The 18,666-nt window shown below is 65.4% G+C and carries 17 protein-coding genes and 1 tRNA gene; 14 read left to right on the top strand and 4 right to left on the bottom strand.

Going from position 1 to position 18,666, the window contains the following annotated elements:
- Positions 1-70: 70 nt before the first annotated feature.
- From AWB66_RS20045 to dprA, 3 genes are all read right to left on the bottom strand, one after another.
- Entirely contained in the window at positions 71-2,725 is a 2,655-nt protein-coding gene (locus tag AWB66_RS20045; RefSeq protein ID WP_087631929.1) for a DNA topoisomerase III, read from the bottom strand.
- Between the two features lie 204 nt (positions 2,726-2,929).
- A complete protein-coding gene (locus AWB66_RS20040; protein ID WP_087631928.1) occupies positions 2,930-3,307 on the bottom strand; it encodes a thioredoxin family protein in 378 nt (125 codons plus the stop codon).
- Between the two features lie 107 nt (positions 3,308-3,414).
- On the bottom strand, positions 3,415-4,668 hold the full coding sequence (gene dprA, locus AWB66_RS20035; RefSeq protein WP_087631927.1) for a DNA-processing protein DprA: 1,254 nt from the start codon (positions 4,666-4,668) through the stop codon (positions 3,415-3,417).
- Between the two features lie 200 nt (positions 4,669-4,868).
- Here dprA and def point away from each other — a divergent pair, with 200 nt between their 5' ends.
- The 14 genes from def (at position 4,869) to AWB66_RS19965 (ending at position 17,430) form a co-directional block, all read left to right on the top strand.
- Positions 4,869-5,372 carry a peptide deformylase gene (gene def / locus AWB66_RS20030; RefSeq protein ID WP_087631981.1) on the top strand — a complete coding sequence of 168 codons (504 nt, stop codon included), beginning with the start codon at positions 4,869-4,871 and terminating at the stop codon, positions 5,370-5,372.
- A 44-nt stretch (positions 5,373-5,416) separates the two neighbouring features.
- Positions 5,417-6,403 carry a methionyl-tRNA formyltransferase gene (fmt, locus tag AWB66_RS20025; RefSeq protein WP_087631926.1) on the top strand — a complete coding sequence of 329 codons (987 nt, stop codon included), beginning with the start codon at positions 5,417-5,419 and terminating at the stop codon, positions 6,401-6,403.
- Positions 6,404-6,463: 60 nt separating this feature from the next.
- On the top strand, positions 6,464-7,108 hold the full coding sequence (locus AWB66_RS20020) for a LysE family translocator (protein WP_087631925.1): 645 nt from the start codon (positions 6,464-6,466) through the stop codon (positions 7,106-7,108).
- A gap of 117 nt (positions 7,109-7,225) precedes the next feature.
- Positions 7,226-8,080, top strand: coding sequence for a zinc metalloprotease HtpX (htpX, locus tag AWB66_RS20015; protein ID WP_087631924.1), 855 nt, complete (start codon positions 7,226-7,228; stop codon positions 8,078-8,080).
- A gap of 155 nt (positions 8,081-8,235) precedes the next feature.
- Positions 8,236-9,726 carry a 16S rRNA (cytosine(967)-C(5))-methyltransferase RsmB gene (gene rsmB, locus AWB66_RS20010; protein WP_087631923.1) on the top strand — a complete coding sequence of 497 codons (1,491 nt, stop codon included), beginning with the start codon at positions 8,236-8,238 and terminating at the stop codon, positions 9,724-9,726.
- Positions 9,723-10,319, top strand: a complete 597-nt coding sequence (locus tag AWB66_RS20005) for a DUF4390 domain-containing protein (RefSeq protein WP_087631922.1) — start codon at positions 9,723-9,725, stop codon at positions 10,317-10,319. The genes rsmB and AWB66_RS20005 overlap by 4 nt, the downstream gene beginning before the upstream one ends.
- Positions 10,320-10,341: 22 nt before the next feature.
- A complete protein-coding gene (locus AWB66_RS20000) occupies positions 10,342-12,735 on the top strand; it encodes a sensor histidine kinase (protein WP_087631921.1) in 2,394 nt (797 codons plus the stop codon).
- Complete coding sequence (gene esaR, locus AWB66_RS19995) at positions 12,736-13,452, top strand: response regulator transcription factor EsaR (protein ID WP_087631920.1); 717 nt, start codon at positions 12,736-12,738, stop codon at positions 13,450-13,452.
- 81 nt (positions 13,453-13,533) lie between these two features.
- Positions 13,534-13,609, top strand: a tRNA-Phe gene (locus tag AWB66_RS19990).
- 359 nt (positions 13,610-13,968) lie between these two features.
- A complete protein-coding gene (queC, locus tag AWB66_RS19985; RefSeq protein ID WP_087631919.1) occupies positions 13,969-14,703 on the top strand; it encodes a 7-cyano-7-deazaguanine synthase QueC in 735 nt (244 codons plus the stop codon).
- Between the two features lie 25 nt (positions 14,704-14,728).
- A complete protein-coding gene (gene queE / locus AWB66_RS19980; protein ID WP_087631918.1) occupies positions 14,729-15,361 on the top strand; it encodes a 7-carboxy-7-deazaguanine synthase in 633 nt (210 codons plus the stop codon).
- Between the two features lie 20 nt (positions 15,362-15,381).
- Positions 15,382-15,828 (top strand): 6-carboxytetrahydropterin synthase QueD, encoded by a 447-nt coding sequence (gene queD, locus AWB66_RS19975; protein ID WP_087631917.1) that lies wholly within the window; start codon positions 15,382-15,384, stop codon positions 15,826-15,828.
- Between the two features lie 139 nt (positions 15,829-15,967).
- A complete protein-coding gene (locus AWB66_RS19970; protein ID WP_087631916.1) occupies positions 15,968-16,750 on the top strand; it encodes an HpcH/HpaI aldolase family protein in 783 nt (260 codons plus the stop codon).
- Positions 16,747-17,430 (top strand): tetratricopeptide repeat protein, encoded by a 684-nt coding sequence (locus AWB66_RS19965; RefSeq protein WP_087631915.1) that lies wholly within the window; start codon positions 16,747-16,749, stop codon positions 17,428-17,430. Before AWB66_RS19970 ends, AWB66_RS19965 begins: the two co-directional genes overlap by 4 nt.
- Positions 17,431-17,511: 81 nt before the next feature.
- Here the strand turns inward: AWB66_RS19965 and rodA are convergent, their stop codons facing one another.
- The gene (rodA, locus tag AWB66_RS19960; RefSeq protein ID WP_087631914.1) at positions 17,512-18,660 is read right to left on the bottom strand and encodes a rod shape-determining protein RodA; all 1,149 of its coding nucleotides are present in this window, start codon (positions 18,658-18,660) and stop codon (positions 17,512-17,514) included.
- Positions 18,661-18,666 lie beyond the last annotated feature (6 nt).

Here is an 18,666-nt window from a genome sequence, read left to right as displayed (position 1 = left end):
CGAAGCCCGAATGACAAACGGCCCGCGAATCGCTTCGCGGGCCGTTTTTATTGGCAGAGAGCCGGCGGAATCAGCCGGTCTTGCGCGCAGTCGTCTTTTTCGCTGCCGCCTTCTTGGCCGGCGCTTTTTTCGCCGCGGTCTTGGCGGGCGCCTTGGCGGTCTTCGTCGCGGCTACCGCGACGTCGCCGTCGCCTTCATCCTCCGCGCCTTCGGCGGGCGCTGCCGCCGCGCCGCGCTTGGCCGCCGCCGTCTTCGCGCCGGGCTTCGGCTCCTTCTTCTCGAATTCAAAACCGATCTTGCCGTCCGGCTGCTTCACGAGGAACGCCTTGAAGTTGCGCCCGGTCCGCGACGACTTGAAGTTCGTCAGCAGGTCGGTGCGGCCTTCTTCGAGCAGCTTCGACATCTGATCGCGCGCGATTTCCTGCTGCAAGATCACCTTGCCGGAGCGGAAATCGCACGTTTTCGGATTCGATACCGAGTTTTCGCAGACGTAGCTCATCCCGTGCTCGTACACGCGCGACTGGCACTTCGGGCAATGGCCGACCGGCGTCTGCTCCGAGAAATCGGGCGGTTCGCCGTCTTCGCCGCCGGTGTCCTGACCGAAGTCGAATTCGAGCTTGAAGTTCTTGATCTCGTCGTCGAAGGAGAGCTTCAGGATCGCCGAGAACGGACGGCCCATCTTGCTGCGGAAACCCGACAGCGGCCCGATCGTCTTTTCCTTCAGCAATTCCTCGACTTCCGGAATTTCGAACTGGCGTCCGCCGGGAATCTTCGAAATTGAGAACTCGCATTTCGTGCAGGCGAAGCGGCGATAGTTTTCCTTCACCTGACCGCCGCAATTCGGACATGGCGTTTCGAGCGTCGCGTAATCGCCGGGGATCGTGTCGGAGTCGTACTCCTTCGCGCGCTTGACGATGGTTTGCGTCATGCGCGCGATTTCCTGCATGAACGCATCGCGATGCAGGTTGCCGCGCTCCATCTGCGAAAGCTTGTGCTCCCACTCGCCGGTCAGTTCGGGCGCCGTGAGTTCCTCGACGCCCAGGCCTCGCAGAAGCGTCATCAGCTGGAACGCCTTCGCGGTCGGAATCAGTTCGCGCCCTTCGCGCACCATGTATTTCTCGCCGAGCAGCCCTTCGATGATCGCCGCGCGCGTCGCCGGCGTGCCGAGACCCTTCGCCGCCATCGCCTCGCGCAACTCTTCGTCTTCGACGAGCTTGCCCGCGCCTTCCATCGCCGAGAGCAGCGACGCCTCGTTGTAGCGCGCGGGCGGTTTCGTCACCAGACCGTGCGCCGCGACCTTCTCGACATCGACCTTTTCGTTTTTCTGCACGGGCACGAGATTGGCGTCGTCGCCGGACACTTCCTTGCCGTAGACCTGGAGCCAGCCCGGCTCGACCAGCACCTTGCCCTCGGTCTTGAAATGATGACCGGCGACTTCGGTGATGCGCGTCGTGACGAGATATTCGGCCGGCGGGAAGAACACGGCGAGAAAGCGCTTCACGACGAGGTCGTAAAGCTTCTGCTCGGGCTCGGACAGCGCTTTCGGCGCCTGCAACGTGGGGATGATGGCGAAGTGGTCGCTGATCTTCGAGTTGTCGAAGATGCGCTTGTTCGGCTTCACCCACCCCTTGTCGAGCACCTGCTTCGCGTGCGGCAGATAGTTGTTGCTCTCCTTCAACATCGTGAGCGTGTCCTTCACCGTCGCGATGTAGTCCTCGGGCAGCGCGCGCGCGTCGGTACGCGGATAAGTCAGCACCTTGTGCTTTTCATACAGCGCCTGCGCGAGTCCGAGCGTGTTTTTCGCCGAGAAACCGAAGCGGCCGTTGGCTTCGCGTTGGAGGCTCGTCAAGTCGAAGAGCAACGGCGACATTTGCGTCGACGGCTTCGATTCTTCCGTCACCGTGCCGGTCTTGCCGCGGCAGGCCGCGACGACCGATTCCGCCGCCGCGAGACTCCAGAGCCGCGAATCGCGCTGCTCGGGATCGCCCTCGACGCGCTTGAACTTCGGGTCGAACCAGCGGCCTTCGTAGAGGCCCTTCGCGGCGATGAATTCGGCGCGCACTTCCCAGTAATCGCGCGGCACGAAGCGACGGATTTTTTCCTCGCGTTCGACGACGATCGACAACGTTGGCGTCTGAACCCGGCCGACAGTGGTCAGGAAAAAGCCGCCGCCCTTGCTGTTGAACGCGGTCATCGCGCGCGTGCCGTTGATGCCGACGAGCCAGTCCGCTTCCGAGCGGCAGCGCGCGGCGTCGGCGAGCGGCTGCATATCGGCGTCGCTGCGCAGATGGGCGAAACCTTCGCGGATGGAACCGGCGGTCATCGACTGGAGCCAGAGGCGCTGGACCGGCTGCTTCGCCTTCGCGTGCTGCGCGATCAGGCGGAAGATCAGCTCGCCCTCGCGCCCCGCGTCGCAGGCGTTGATGAGGCGGTCGATGTCCTTGCGCTTGAGCAGCTTCGTGAGCACCTTCAGGCGCGATTCGCTCTTGGCGATCGGATTCAGGTCGAAATGCGGCGGAATGACGGGCAGATTGGCGAAACTCCACTTGCCGCGCTTGACGTCGTATTCCTCGGGCGCTGCGATTTCCAGCAGGTGGCCGACAGCCGACGACAGCACGTAGTCGTCGCTTTCGTAGTATTCGTCATGCTTGGTGAAGCCGCCCAGCGCGCGCGCGATGTCGTTCGCGACAGAAGGCTTCTCGGCGATGATCAGGGCTTTGGACATGACTCGATTCGGTTGGGGACTGGCATGGGTCCGGTTTTGGACCCGTTAACGCCGCTTTATAGCACACGGTTCGGACAACGCGAGACCCATGTCATATAAAAGCGGCGCGTGAAAGGGTGAGCCCGGACGTTGCGGGATCGGCGTGCCCGTCGCTTTCAGGCGGCGGCGCGAGTGCGGCGGAAGACCGCTTCCGGCGCCCGGACGCTAGGCTTCCACGAGCGCGGGACGCAGTTTCGGCGCGCCCACGACACCCGGCAGCGCGGTCAGATCGACCAGCATGCGCTCGACAATCGATACCTGCGGCAGCACGGTGCCGAAAAAGCGCGTCGTGACGGCGTCCTCGATCAGGATCGTCGGGAAATTCTCGACGTCGAGATCGTCGAAACGGTCCGCCTGGTTCTCGATGTCGATCCAGGCGAAGCAGATTTCCGGATGAGCGTCGGCGAGCCGGTCGAAGCCCGCGCGATATTCGCGGCACGTCCCGCACCAGTCCGCGCACAGGCAGGCGACGAAGAGCGTATCCGGTTCGGCGATACGTTCGGCGATCTGCTCGGCGTCGGTGTCGAGATTCAGCGCGGGCATGGTGATCCTTGATGGTCCTTGGTGGTTCACCGGGCGATTCTTTTTGCTGCCCGGGCCGGCGAGGCGGTTTCTGGCCGGTATTTTCGCGAATGTAGCATGCGCCAGCCTCAGGAGCGCTCAATGCGCGTGAAGCGTCCTCCCGGCAGCGTTTCGATATGGCCCGCCAGTTCGAGCCGCAGCAGCAGGCCTTGCAGCGTCGAGCCTGTCAGGTCGGTGCGAGAAGCGAGGATTTCAAGCGTCGTCGGCGAGTGACCGAGCGCGGCGAGCACGCGATCCTCGTCGGGCGTTGGATTCGGCGACGTGGCGCGGGCCGAGGCCCAGGACGCGGTGGCGGGCGGCGGGGCTTCGGCGCGGCGCGAGCGGTCATCGTTCGCCGCGACGCCCGAGCGCTTCCGGGCCGCTGTCGCGGCCGGCGCGGCGGGTGCGATCCCGAATTCCTCCAGCACCTCCTCCGGCGTTTCGACGAGCTTCGCGCCTTGCTTGATCATCCGGTGACAGCCGCGCGAGAGCGGCGCGTGGATCGATCCGGGTATCGCGAACACGTCGCGCCCCATTTCGTTGGCGAGCCGCGCCGTGATGAGCGAGCCGGAGCGCATCGCAGCCTCGACGATCAGCACGCCGCGCACGAGCCCCGCGATCAGCCGGTTGCGCTGCGGGAAATTTTCCGGGCGCGCGGGCGTGCCGAGCGGCCATTCGGAGACGATGGCGCCGCGTTCCGCGATGTCGTGCGCGAGCGCGTGATGCTGCGACGGATAGACCAGATCCGCGCCCGTGCCGATCACGGCAAGGGTGCTCGCGGCGCCCTCAAGCGCGCCGCGATGCGCGGCGGCGTCGATACCGAGCGCGAGCCCCGACACCACCGCAATCCCGGCGTCCGACAGCGCGCGGGCGAAGCGCCGCGCGTCCTCGATGCCTTGCGGCGTGGCGCTCCGGCTGCCGACGATCGCGACCGCGCGCGCCTGCAGCACGTCCAGCCGCCCCTTTACATATAGAAGCGGCGGCGGATCGGGCATCGTGAGCAGCGCCTGCGGATACGCGGCGTCGGCGAGCGTCACGACGTAATTGTTCGCCTGCGACGCCCACTCGATAGTGCGCTCCACGCGCTCGTCAAAAGCTGCGCGCGAATCCGGCGGCGGCGCGAGCGCGGCCCTCGCCGCATCGTCGCCGGCGACGCGCGCCAGATCGGCGAACGACTGCGCGAGCACTGCCTGCGGGCCGCCGAACGCGCCGAGCAACGCGCGCAGCGCAGGCGGACGCAGACCCCGCGCGTGGGCGAGCCGCAGCCACGCCGGAAGGTCGTCGGGAGGCGCGGGAGCCAGTTCCGGCGCGGCTCGCGCGGTCAGCAGGGCAGCGGTCGTCATGTTAAAATTTTCATATTCCGAAACACATAAAGGGTCGCCGCCCGGCCGCGCTCGCATGCTCAATGCGCGGTGCAGCCGTCAGTGGACTGCGTTGAAACCGGCGAGATTCAGCCGCCTATCTTCCGCACCCCGGCACCCGCCCGCAACCTGGCCGAATGGCCGACTTCCGCGCGCCGCGCTGCGCGCCGATACTTCGAAACATGGCTCTGCTCAAGATACTCAACTACCCCGACAAACGGCTCAACAAGGTGGCGAAGCCCGTCGCCGCCGTGGACGAACGCATTCGCAAGCTCGTCGCCGATATGGCCGAGACGATGTACGCCGCACCCGGCGTCGGCCTCGCGGCCACGCAGGTGGACGTGCACGAACGCGTGATCGTGATCGACGTCTCCGACGCGCACGACGATCTCCAGGTCTTCATCAACCCGGAGATCGTCTGGTCGAGCGACACGAAGAAGGACTGGGAGGAGGGTTGCCTGTCGGTGCCCGGCATCTATGACTTCGTCGAACGTCCGGAAAAAGTGCGCGTGAAGGCGCTCAACGCAAAGGGCGAATCGTTCGAGATCGACTGCGACGGGCTGCTCGCCGTGTGCATCCAGCACGAAATGGATCACCTGGAGGGGCACGTGTTCGTCGAATACCTGTCGCAGCTCAAGCAGACACGTATTCGCGGCAAGATGAAGAAGCTCGAAAAGGCGCTGTGACGCTTTTTTTTATCGTTTCACCGAATAAGCAGGCTGCCTGATCGATGACCCAATCGCTGCGTGTCGTTTTTGCCGGAACCCCGGAATTTGCCGCCGCCGCGCTCGCGGCGATTCACGCAGCGGGATTCGCCGTGCCGCTCGTGCTTACCCAGCCCGACCGGCCCGCCGGGCGCGGCATGAAGCTCACCGCCAGCCCGGTGAAGCGATATGCGGTGGAGCAGGGGTTGGAAGTCGCGCAGCCGACGTCGCTGCGGCGTAACGGCAAGTATCCCGAGGAAGCGTCGGCGGCAATCGACTTGCTGCGCGCCACGCCGCACGACGTGATGGTGGTCGCCGCTTACGGGCTGATCCTGCCGCAGGAAGTGCTCGACATCGCGCCGCACGGTTCGATCAACATCCACGCTTCGCTCTTGCCGCGCTGGCGCGGCGCCGCGCCGATCCACCGCGCGATCGAAGCCGGCGACGCGGAAACCGGCATCACGTTGATGCAAATGGACGCCGGGCTCGACACCGGCGCGATGATCCGCGAGGCGCGCACCGTCATTCTTCCGAACGACACGACCGGAACGCTGCACGACCGTCTCGCGCAACTCGGGGCGGATCTCGTCGTGCAGGCGCTGCGCGATCTGGAGCGCGAGGGCCGGCTTCCCGCCACGCCGCAGCCGGACGAAGGCGCCACCTACGCCGCGAAGATCGCCAAGCACGAAGCCGCGCTCGACTGGCGCCGTCCCGCCGACGCGCTCGCGCGCCAGATCCGCGCGTTCGACCCGTTCCCCGGCGCGTTCGGCACGCTCGACGGCGCCGCGGTCAAGTTCTGGGCCGCGGAGGCGCTGGAGATGCCGGCGAGCCAGGAGCCCGGCGCGATTCTCGATGTGTCGGCGCAAGGCGTCGTCGTGGCGTGCGGCGAGGGCGCGTTGCGGCTTACCCAGCTTCAGAAGCCGGGCGGCAAGCGCCTGCCGGTGCGCGAGTTTCTCGCGGGTTTCCCGCTTATCCGGGGCCAGCGGTTCGCGCCGGCTCCCGCCGATGCGTAACGCCGGGGTTGCTGGGGCTAGAATCGAAGGTTCGAATTACACGCTTTTCGGAGCCCCAAGATGCTCGGCATTACCAGTTTTTCGCTCTTTCTCGTCGCGGTTTTCCTGCTGAACGTCACGCCCGGACCCGACACCGCTTACATCGTCGGCCGCAGCGTCGCGCAGGGGCGCGGGGCGGGCATCGTGTCGGCGCTTGGCATTTCGGCCGGCTGCATCGTCCATACGCTCGCTTGCGCGTTCGGCCTGACCGCGCTTCTCGCCGCATCGGCCACGGCGTTCACCGTCGTCAAGTTCGCCGGCGCGATCTATCTGATTTATCTCGGCGTGCGCCTGATTTTTGCCCAGCCGGAAGCTGCAAGCGACGAAGGCGCGGCGCAGAAGATCAAAACGGCGCCCAAATCGCTGCGGCAGCTTTTCGCGCAGGGATTCGTCACGAACGTGCTGAATCCGAAAGTCGTGCTCTTTTTCGTGTCGTTCTTCCCGCAATTCGTCGCCGCCGATAGCCCGCACAAGGTCCTCGCGTTCCTCGCGCTCGGCCTCGTCTTCATCGTGATGAGCACGGTCTGGAACGGTTTTGTCGCGTGGATCGCGGGCAGCGTCACGCAGCGCTTCTCCGGCAAGCCCGGCGTGAAGCGCTGGCTCGATCGCGGCGTCGGCAGCGCATTCGTCGGACTGGGAATCAAACTCGCGACTTCGCACAGGTAATTGAATTATCGAACGATGCCCATATCTAACATTTTGCTTACAATCGTGGTGCCGGGCAATCGTGCTTTGGCCCATTCGCGCGAGACGCGCATTTGATTAAGGGTGAGGAGTTCAGACATGTTCAACTGGGTCAAAACCGCGATGCTGATGGCAGCGATCACGGCCCTTTTTGTCGTCATCGGCGGGATGATCGGCGGGTCGAAGGGGATGATGCTCGCGCTGCTCGTCGCGCTCGGCATGAATTTCTTTTCCTACTGGTTCTCCGACAAGATGGTTTTGCGCATGTACAACGCGCAGGAAGTCGACGAAGCCAGCGCGCCGCAGTTCTATCGCATGGTGCGCGACCTCGCGGCGCGGGCCGAACTGCCGATGCCGCGCGTCTATCTGATCAACGAGGACGCGCCGAACGCGTTCGCGACCGGCCGCAACCCGGAGCACGCGGCCGTCGCGGCCACGACCGGCATTCTGCGGGTGCTGTCCGAGCGTGAATTGCGCGGCGTGATGGCGCACGAACTCGCCCACGTGAAGCATCGCGACATCCTCATTTCGACGGTGTCCGCGACGATGGCCGGTGCGATCTCCGCGCTCGCGAACTTCGCGATGTTCTTCGGCGGGCGTGACGAGGAAGGCCGTCCGACGAATTTCATCGCGAGCATCGCGGTGGCGATTCTCGCGCCGATCGCGGGCGCGTTGATCCAGATGGCGATCTCGCGGGCGCGCGAGTTCGAAGCCGACCGCGGCGGCGCGCAGATTTCGGGCGATCCGCAGGCGCTCGCGAGCGCGCTGGAAAAGATCCATGCGTATGCGACGGGCGTGCGGTTCCCGACGGCGGAGGCGCATCCGGCCACCGCGCAGATGATGATCATGAATCCGCTGTCCGGCGGCGGCATCGCGAATCTGTTCTCGACCCACCCGGCCACCGAAGAGCGCGTCGCAAGACTGATGGAAATGGCGCGCACCGGCAGGATCTGATCGCGACGTGAGTGAGCGGAAGGGCCGCTGAAAAGCGGCCCTTTTGCATGGCGCCGCCGCGCGGAGCCCTGGCCTTTCTGCCCCGCCTTTCCCACCAGTTACAATGCCTCGTTTGTGCGAGCCGGCATGTCGCCGCTCGACGTCCTGACTCCCACATGACCGACAAGCCTTCCCGACGACGCGCTCCCGCCCCGGCCGATCAGGCGCGAGCGCCGTCCGACGCCCGTCTCGGCACGCTGCACCTCGCACCCGATTCGCTCGCGTTCGCGCTCGACGGCGCCGCGCAAGCGGTTGGCGCCGTGCGCGCCGGCGCGGCCTTGCCCGCGGCGCTGCAAACCGTGCTCGCAGCCGGCCAGTCCGCGGCGCGCGGTGCGACGCAGGACATCGCGTATCGCACGATGCGCCGTCTTGCCCTCGCCGACGCGCTGCTGCACAAGCTCGTGCGCAAGGCGCCGCCGCCGCACGTCGCGAACGTGCTCGCGTGCGCGTTCGCGCTGCTCGTCGACGATGAAGCGCACGCCGCCTACGCGCCGTTCACCGTAGTCGATCAGGCCGTGAATGCGATTGCCGCGCGCCGCGAGTTTGCGTTCGCGAAGGGGCTGGTCAACGCCGTGCTGCGCAACTTCCTGCGCGAACGCGACAGCCTGCTCGAAGCGGCGCGGCAGGAGCCCGTCGCGCGCTGGAACTACCCGTCGTGGTGGATCGACGCGGTGAAGCGCGGCCAGCCCGACGCGTGGGAAAGCATCCTCGATGCGGGCAATCGTCAGGGTCCGCTCACGCTGCGCGTGAACACGCGCCGGACCACGGTGGCCGACTATCTCGAGACGCTCAAGGCCGCGAACATCGAAGCGGACGCTGCCGGTGAACACGCGGTTCGCCTGCAAACGCCGATGCCGGTCGACCGGATTCCGGGCTTCGACGATGGTGTCGTCTCCGTGCAGGACGCGGGCGCGCAACTCGCCGCGCAACTGCTTGGCGCGAAAAACGGCATGCGCGTGCTCGACGCGTGCGCCGCGCCCGGCGGCAAGACGGGCCACATCCTGGAGCTGGCCGACGTCGAGCTGATCGCGCTCGAAAGCGACGCGCAGCGCGCGGGCCGCATCAAACAGAATCTCGACCGCCTGAAGCTGGACGCGGAAATTCGCGTCGGCGATGCGGGCGACCCGTCGGCATGGTCCGACGGCGATCCGTTCGATCGCATCCTCGCCGACGTGCCGTGTTCGGCATCGGGCATCGTGCGGCGTCATCCGGACATCCGCTGGCTGCGCCGGCCGTCCGACATCGCGGCGCTCGTCGAAGAACAGCGGCGCATCGTGTCGGCGCTGTGGCCGCTGGTTGCTACGGGCGGCGAACTGCTTTACGTGACGTGTTCGATCTTCCCCGAGGAGGGCGAGGAGCAGGCCCGCTGGTTTGGAGCCGTGCACGAAGATGCGGTACGATTGGACGCGCCGGGCCAGATATTACCGACTGGCCGGCCGGCCAGCGCCCGCGCGGGCGCCGTTCCTTCGCAGGATTCGACGGACGGTGCACGTGACGCGGAAGCCGGTCAGGGCGAGGCGCATCGTACCCGCTCCATCTCGAACCAGGACGCGGAACCCATCGCGGACCACGACGGATTCTTCTACGCGCGCTTTCAGAAACGGTGACGATCAAACGCTTTTTTCCGCTTCGGCTCGTGGCCTTGGTCTGGACCGTGCTGGCGCTGCTGTCGAGCCTCGCCGCGGCCGACCCCGCATTCGCCGACACGATCGCCGTGCAGCGGGCGTCGCTGCAGGCGGACGGCAGCGGCTGGAGCATCGACGCGCGTTTCAACTTCGATCTCAACAGCAGTCTCGAAGACGCCGTCAACAAGGGCGTGCCGGTCTACTTCACGACCGATTTCAACCTGTCGCGCCCGCGCTGGTACTGGTTCGACGAAGAGCCGGTGAACGTGTCGCAGAGCATCCGGTTATCGTTTCAGCCGCTGACGCGCGAGTACCGCGTATCGACGGGCGGCTTGCAACTCGGCTTCACCTCGCTCAATGAAGCGCTCGACGTGATCAAGCACGTGACGTCGTGGCACGTGATCGACCGCAATCAGGTGAGGCCGGGCGAGACCTATAACGCGTCGGTGCGCATGCAGCTCGACATCGCGCTGATGCCCAAACCCTTCCAGATCGACGCGGTCAACAACCGCGACTGGAGCCTCGCCTCCGACTGGAAGCGTTTTACCTTTACGGCGGCTGAGCGTGCTAAATAAACTCCGCCGGCGTCGCACGAACATGAAGAGCTTTGTCGTTCGCCTGCTGGTCTCGACGGTCGCCATCACGGCAGTGCTGCTGCTCGTGATGCTCGCGCTCGCCAGTGCCAACACCGAATTCTTCGACCGCTACTACTCGTGGCTCTACGCGGCGAACGTGGCCGTGGCGCTGACCTTCCTCGCGATCGTCGCGGGACTCGTGCTCATGATCGTGTCGCGGGTGCGGCAGGGCAAGTTCGGCACGCGGCTGCTCGCGAAGCTCGCGTTCATCTTCGCGCTCGTGGGCGTCGTGCCGGGCGGCATCATCTACGTCGTGTCGTACCAGTTCGTCTCGCGCAGCATCGAATCGTGGTTCGACGTCAACGTCGAGACCGCGCTGACCTCGGGCCTGAACCTCGGGCGGGGCATGCTCGACGCGTCGCTCTCCGACCTGCAGAACAAGGGCCGACTGATGAGCGACCAGCTTTCGAGCGCCGATCCCACGAGCCTCACGCTCGCGCTCCTGCGCCTGCGCGACCAGTTCAACGTGCAGGATGCGACCATCGTCGAGCCCATGCGCGGCGGCGGCGGAACCGCGCCCGATGTGCGCGTGATCGCGCAGGCGTCGAGCAACTTCTCGGCGCTCGTGCCGGACAACCTGCCGACGCCGCTCATGATCACGCAGTCGCGCGATCGCCCGTATGGCGCGATCGAAGGCGAAGTCGACGGCGAGCCGGGCGTGACGGGGCCGAAGGGCGCGCTGCGGCTGCGCGTGATCGTGAAGATCCCCGACTCGACCACGACGGAACTGCAGCCCGTCGAGCGTTTCCTGCAGATCGAGCAGCCGGTGAGCCAGGCGCTCGCGCGCAACGCCGATGCCGTGCAGCGCGCGTATCGCGAATATCAGGAGAAGCGGCTCGGGCGCACCGGCCTGCGAAAGATGTACATCGGCACGCTGACGCTCGCGCTCTTCCTCGCGACCTTCATCGCGATGATGCTCGCGCTCGCGCTCGGCAATCAGCTTGCGCGGCCGCTCTTTTTGCTCGCGCAAGGCACGAAGGAAGTCGCGGAGGGCGACTACACGCCCAAGCGCGAAGTGAAATCGCGAGACGAACTCGGCTTTCTCACGCAGTCGTTCAACGCGATGACGCGGCAGTTGTCCGAGGCGCGCGCGGCTGTGGAGGCGAATCGCGTGGCGCTCGAACATTCAAAGGCGTACCTCGAAAGCATTCTCGCGAACCTGACGGCGGGCGTCTTCGTGTTCGACCGCCAGTTCCGGCTGACTACCGCCAATCGCGGCGCCGAGCGCATTTTCCGCCAGCCGTTCAACGCGTCGCTGAATCAGCCGTTCGAACAGATCGACGTGCTCGCGGAGTTCGGCGCGATGGTGCGCAAGGCGTTCGCCGAACGCGACGCGGCGTCGAGCGGCAGCGGCAAGCCGATCGGCGATCGCGGACACTGGCAGCAGCAGATCGCGGTGACGGTGCCGGGCGAGAACGATCCGCTCACCTTGCTCGTGCGCGGCACGCAGTTGCTGAGTGCGACCGAAAGCGATACCGAGGACGCCGAGACGGCCGGTTACGTCGTCGTATTCGACGACATCTCCGACGTGATCTCGGCGCAGCGTTCGGTTGCGTGGGGCGAAGTCGCGCGGCGGCTCGCGCACGAGATCAAGAATCCGCTCACGCCCATTCAGCTCTCCGCCGAGCGCCTGCAAATGAAGCTCGCCGACAAGCTCTCGCCGCACGACGCCGAGGTGTTGAAGCGCGGCGCCACGACCATCGTGAACCAGGTGCAGGCGATGAAGCAGATGGTCGACGATTTCCGCGAATACGCGCGCACGCCGCCCGCGGTGCTCGGCAATCTGCAACTGAACGATCTCGTCGCGGAAGTGCTGACGCTCTATGGCATCGAAGAGGGCAAGAGCCCGATCGCAATCGACCTCGCGAAGCTGCCGGTGATCCGCGGCGACGCCACGCAGCTTCGGCAAGTGATCCACAACCTCCTTCAAAATGCGCAGGACGCGGTGGCGGATGTTGCGGAACCGCGCGTGCTGCTCGAAACGAGGACAGTAGAATATGGCGACCCCGACCCGTCGGGCCACGCGCGTGTTGCGGTGCGGCTGACGGTATCGGACAACGGTCCGGGCTTCTCGGCGCGCATTCTTTCGCGTGCGTTCGAACCTTACGTCACGACGAAGGCGAAGGGCACGGGCCTGGGGCTTGCAACGGTGAAGAAGATCGTCGACGAGCACGGCGCGCGCATCGACATTCGCAATCGGCTGAAGGCGGCCGACGTGATCGAAGGTGCGCAGATATCGATCCTGTTTCTCCAACTCGCGGACGACGCCGCTCAGCCGGGCGCGACGCCGCCGGCAGCGAGCGCGGCGCCAGGCCACGGAACGACAAAAGCAACAGTGCAGACAAGGGCAGCGTAAATGGCAACCATCCTGGTGGTAGACGACGAAATGGGTATCCGGGAATTGCTCTCGGAAATCCTGAGCGACGAGGGGCATGTCGTGGAGACGGCTGAGAACGCGCAGCATGCGCGCGACTACCGTCTGCGGATGGCGCCCGATCTCGTCCTGCTCGACATCTGGATGCCCGACACCGACGGCGTGACCCTGCTCAAGGAGTGGGCCGCGCAGGGCAAGCTGACGATGCCGGTCATCATGATGTCCGGCCATGCGACCATCGACACGGCCGTCGAAGCGACGAAGATCGGCGCGCTCAACTTCCTCGAGAAGCCGATCGCGCTGCAAAAGCTGCTGAAGGCGGTGGAGCAGGGGCTCGCGCATGGAACGGCGGCGGCGCCCATCTTGTCCGCGACGGCGAAGCCGCTCGCGCCCGCGGGGCTGTCGAGCGTGCCGGCGGCGGCGGCATTGCCGAGCGCGTCCGCTTTGAGCGCGACTGGCGATGCGGGCGCGGCGGGCATGCCGCAGGCGCAGACGGGCCAGACGGCATCGATTTCGTTCGACATTCCGCTGCGCGACGCACGCGACGCGTTCGAGCGTGCGTACTTCGAATATCACCTCGCGCGCGAGAACGGCAGCATGACGCGCGTCGCGGAGAAGACCGGGTTGGAACGCACGCACTTGTACCGCAAGCTCAAGCAGCTCGGCGTCGATCTCGGCAAGAACAAGAGCGAGGCGTGAGCGTCGGGTGCGCGGCTTAAGAAAATTGCGCAAAAGGGCTTGAGGCAGCGAAACCCCTTTGATATACTTTTGCTCTTCGTTGGCCCGGTAGCTCAGTTGGTAGAGCAGCGGATTGAAAATCCGCGTGTCGTTGGTTCGATTCCGACCCAGGCCACCACAGTTGCAAGAAGGCCCGGAAATCGCAAGGTTTCCGGGCCTTTTCTATGGCTCTTCTCTAGCGCGCCCGGCCGCAGTTGGCGCGCCCGGCGAAGCTTCCGTCGCGCGTGCTAAAATTCGTGTCCGCTCAAGGACTTGCAGCATTCGGCCGGCAAGTCCTTTGTCGTTTTCGAGGTGTCGAGCGCGTCGTGGACCCGGTTGGCGAGTGAGTGTCGACGATAAGCACGGTATAAGCCCCGCGTGCGCTCCGGCGAATCGAGGCCCTCTATACTGAATTGGCCGGTCTTCGCCGGCCGCGCGAAGGCGGGTCGTACACCGCGACACCGCGCGCCCTATCAGCCACATTCACGGAGTTTCACGGTGACTCGGACAGACGCTAAGGACAGCGCGCTCGTGCTGTTTTCCGGCGGCCAGGACTCGGCCACGTGCCTTGCCTGGGCACTCGAACGCTACAAGACGGTCGAGACCCTCGGCTTCGATTACGGCCAGCGGCATCGCGTGGAACTGGAATGCCGCGACGGTTTTCGTGCGGCGGTGATGCGCGAATTTCCGCAGTGGGCGGACCGGCTCGGCGACGATCACATGATCGACCTGTCGGTGCTCGGCGCGATCAGCGAAACCGCGATGACCCGCGAAATCGAAATCGAAGCGACGGCCAATGGCTTGCCGAACACCTTCGTGCCGGGCCGCAACCTGATGTTCATGACGATCGCGGCGGCGGTGGCGTATCGGCGGGGATTGAAGGTGCTCGTCGGCGGTATGTGCGAGACGGATTTCTCGGGCTACCCCGACTGCCGCGACGACACGATGAAGGCGCTGCAAGTGGCGCTGAATCTCGGCATGGAAACGCGCTACGCGCTGGAAACGCCGCTGATGTGGCTCGACAAGGCCGATACGTGGCGCCTCGCCGAAACGCTCGGCGGCGAGAAACTCGTCGAACTGGTGCGCGTCGAGACGCACACGTGCTATGTCGGCGAGCGCGCCGAGTTGCACGAATGGGGCTTCGGCTGCGGCCAGTGTCCGGCGTGCAAGCTGCGCAAGCGCGGCTTCGAGGCGTATCGCGCGGGCGAACAGGTGACGACCGAACCGGTCTGATATTTTTGGGAACGACAGAGCAGACATGACGTACGCGGTAAAGGAAATCTTCTACACGTTGCAGGGCGAGGGCGCGAACGCCGGACGCCCGGCTGTGTTCTGCCGCTTCGCCGGCTGCAATCTGTGGTCCGGCCGCGAGGAAGACCGCGCCGACGCCGTCTGCCAGTTCTGCGACACCGATTTCGTCGGCACCGACGGCGAAAACGGCGGCAAGTACCGCACGCCGGCCGATCTCGTCGCGATGATCGCGTCGCTGTGGCCGGAAGGCGAGGCGCACAAGTTCGTCGTGTGTACGGGCGGCGAGCCGATGCTTCAAATCGATCAGCCGTTCGTCGATGCCCTGCACGAAGCCGGTTTCGAGATCGCGATCGAGACGAACGGCTCGCTGCCGGTGCTCGACACGATCGACTGGATTTGCGTAAGTCCGAAAGCCGACGCGCCGCTCGTCGTGACGAAGGGCAACGAACTGAAAGTGGTCGTTCCGCAGGACAACCAGCGTCTCGCCGACTACGCGAAGCTCGATTTCGAGTATTTCCTCGTGCAGCCGATGGACGGTCCGTCGCGCGACATCAACACGAAGCTCGCGATCGACTGGTGCAAGCGCCATCCGAAATGGCGCCTGTCGATGCAGACCCACAAGTACCTGAACATTCCCTGATTCAAGAAGATTGAGCCGACGTGCAGACGATTACCCGAAAACTCGAATTCGACGCGGGCCACCGCATCCCCGATCACCGCAGCCAGTGCCGTAATCTGCACGGGCATCGTTACGTGCTGGAGATCACGCTGCAAGGCGATCTCGTCGATACGGAAGGCGCGCCGGATCGCGGCATGGTGATGGATTTCGCCGACGTCAAATCGCTCGCGATGGAGCATCTCGTGAACAAGTGGGACCACGCGTTTCTCGTCTACGAAGGCGACGCGAAAGTGCGCGAGTTCCTCGATTCGATGGCGGGCCACAAGACCGTCGTGCTCGATCGCATTCCGACCGTCGAGAACATGGCGGCGGTCGCGTTCGGCATCCTCGCCGACGTCTACGATGCGCACTACGGCGTCAATCTGAAACTCAAGCGCGTGCGTCTCTACGAAACGCCGAACTGCTGGGCCGACGTCGAACGCGCCTGAACGGGCGCTGCGGCGCCGTCGTTATTGTCACGGTATGATCGCTCGATAAGCCGCCTCTGACCGGGCGGTGCGAACACGGAGCGAGACCCATGCCGTCGTCCCTTCTGCCACCCGCCGCGCTCTGTTACGGAGCCGCGCGATGAGCACCTTCACCAATCCCCTCAAGCAGCGCTTCGCCGAGTCGGGCACCTTGTTCGGCCTGTGGCTTTCGCTCGGCAGCGCCGACGCCGCCGAAGCGCTCGCGCATGCCGGCTTCGACTGGCTGTGCATCGACATGGAACATTCGGCGAACGACAGCCGCGATGTCGTCGACCAGTTGCGCGCGATCGCCGCCGCGCATCTGCCGAGCGAACCGGTCGTGCGCGTGCCGGCCGCCGAGGGCTGGCTCGTCAAGCGCGTGCTCGACGCGGGCGCGCGCACGCTGATGTTTCCGAACGTCGAGTCCGCGGACGAGGCGGCGCGCATCGTGCGGCTCACGCAATATCCGACCGCCGACGCGCGCGCCGGACTGCGCGGCGCGGCGGGCGCCGTGCGCGCGGCGGCCTATGGCATGCGCCGCGACTACATGACGAACGCCAACGCGCAAATCGCGACCATCGTGCAGATCGAATCCGCGGCGGCGCTCAAAGCCGTCGGCGCGATCGCCGCGACACCCGGCATCGACTGCCTGTTCATCGGACCGGCCGATCTCGCGGCGAGCCTCGGCCATCTCGGCGACGCGAAGCATCCCGACGTGCAGGCGGCGATCGAACGCGTCGTCGCGGCGGCGCAGCGCGCGGGCATCGCGAGCGGCATCTTCGCGCTCGACGTCGCGAGCGCGCGCCAGTATGCGCAGGCCGGCATCAAGGTGATCTCGCTGGCATCGGACGGGATGTGGCTGTTGAAGGCGACGCGCCAGGCGTTGCAGGAGGCTCGGACATGAAGGCGTTCCAGTGGGGCAGCGCGGTGGCGCTGGCGCTCGTGCTGGCGTTGAGCGGCGCGGCGCACGCGCAGACGCAATTGAAATCAGAGGATGTCGCGACGCAGAACGCGGTCGCGAATTACAACGCCGGCAATTTGATCGCGGCGCGTTCCGAGTTCCGGCGCGCGGCGCAAAAGGGCAGCCGTCTCGCGGAATTCAACTACGCGATGATGCTGCTCAACGGCGAAGGCGGTCCCGCCGACATCGACGAAGGCAAGGTGTGGCTGCGCCGCGCCGCCGACGCCAACATGACGCACGCGCAGTACGTGTACGGCAAGATGTACGACGACGGCGAGTTCGTCGAGAAGGACCCGGCGGAGGCGCATCGCTGGTTCCTGCGCGCGGCGAACCAGGGGCACGTGCAAGCGGAACTCGCGCTCGCGAACCAGTTTCTCGACGGACGCGGCACGGCACGCGACAACTCGCAGGCGTTCAACTGGTACAAGAAGGCCGCGCAGGGCGGCGACATGACCGCGCAGTACGTGGCCGGATCGTTTTACGAACGCGGCGGCGATGGCGTCGAGCGGAACCTGAACGTCGCGCGCGCGTACTACGCGGCGGCGGCCGCTCAGGGCGATCCCGCTGCGAAGCTCAAATATCAGCAACTCAGCGCCGAACTGGAGCGCAGCAAGCCGCAGTAAAGCGTTGCGGGCAAACGAAAAGGCCGTTCCGGGATGATCCGGAACGGCCTTTTTGCTTGTCGATCGAAGAAAGAACCGCGCCTAACTCTGCATCAATCGCTTCTGCCGCGCGACGCTCATGATGAGACCGACCGCAACGCCGAGCGTCGTCAGCGCCGTGCCGCCGTAGCTCATGAACGGCAGCGGAACGCCGACCACCGGCAGAATGCCGCTCACCATCCCGATATTGACGAACGCGTAAGTGAAGAACGCGAGCGTCAGCGATCCGGCGAGCAGCCGTCCGAACATCGTCGAGCCGTTCGCCGCGATATAGAGCCCGCGCGCGATCAGCGCCATATAGAGGAAGAGCAGGACGAGGCCGCCCGCAAGACCGAATTCCTCCGCGAAGACCGCGAAGATGAAGTCGGTATGTTTCTCGGGGATGAACTCCAGGTGCGCCTGCGTGCCCTTCAGCCAGCCTTTGCCGAGCGTGCCGCCCGAGCCGATCGCGATAACCGCCTGGATCGTGTGAAAGCCCTTGCCGAGCGGATCGGAAGTCGGATCGAGCAGCGTGCAGATGCGGTGCTTCTGATAATCGTGCATCAGCGGCCAGTTCACTTCGGGCTGGCAGATGCGATTCTGGAACACGGCGACGCACGCGACCACGACGACACCCGCCGCCAGCACCGGCACGAGCAGCTTGAAACTCAGTCCCGCGAAGTAGATGACGAAGAAGCCGGCCGCGAACACGAGCACCGCAGTGCCGAGATCGGGCTGCTTCGCGATCAGGCCGACGGGTACCATCAGAATCAGAAAGCCGACGATGTAATCCCACCAGCGAATCTGGCCTTCGCGCCGCTGGTAGTACCACGCGAGCATCAGCGGCATCGCGATCTTCATGATTTCGGATGGCTGGATCACCACGCCGACATTCAGCCAGCGCTTGGCGCCCTTGCGCGTGAGCCCGAAGGTCGCGACCGCGATCAAGAGCGCGACGCCGAACGTGTAGAGCGGCACGGCGAAGCGCATGAGCGTCGGAGGCGGAATGTTCGCGAGGATCCACATGAGGCCGAAGGTCAGCATGATGTTGCGCAGTTGGTCTTCGACGCGGCCGGGCACGTCGAGACTCGCGCTGTACAGCGTGACGATGCCGACGCACAGCAGCAGAAATACGATCAGCGCGAGCGGGCGGTCGAAGCCCGCGAACATGCGTTTTGCCCGGTCGATCCAGGCGCGCTTGTCGAATTGCATCCTGTT

Source organism: Caballeronia telluris (assembly GCF_001544495.1).
Lineage (GTDB): Bacteria > Pseudomonadota > Gammaproteobacteria > Burkholderiales > Burkholderiaceae > Caballeronia > Caballeronia telluris.
This window is presented reverse-complemented; position numbering and strand designations above follow the sequence as displayed.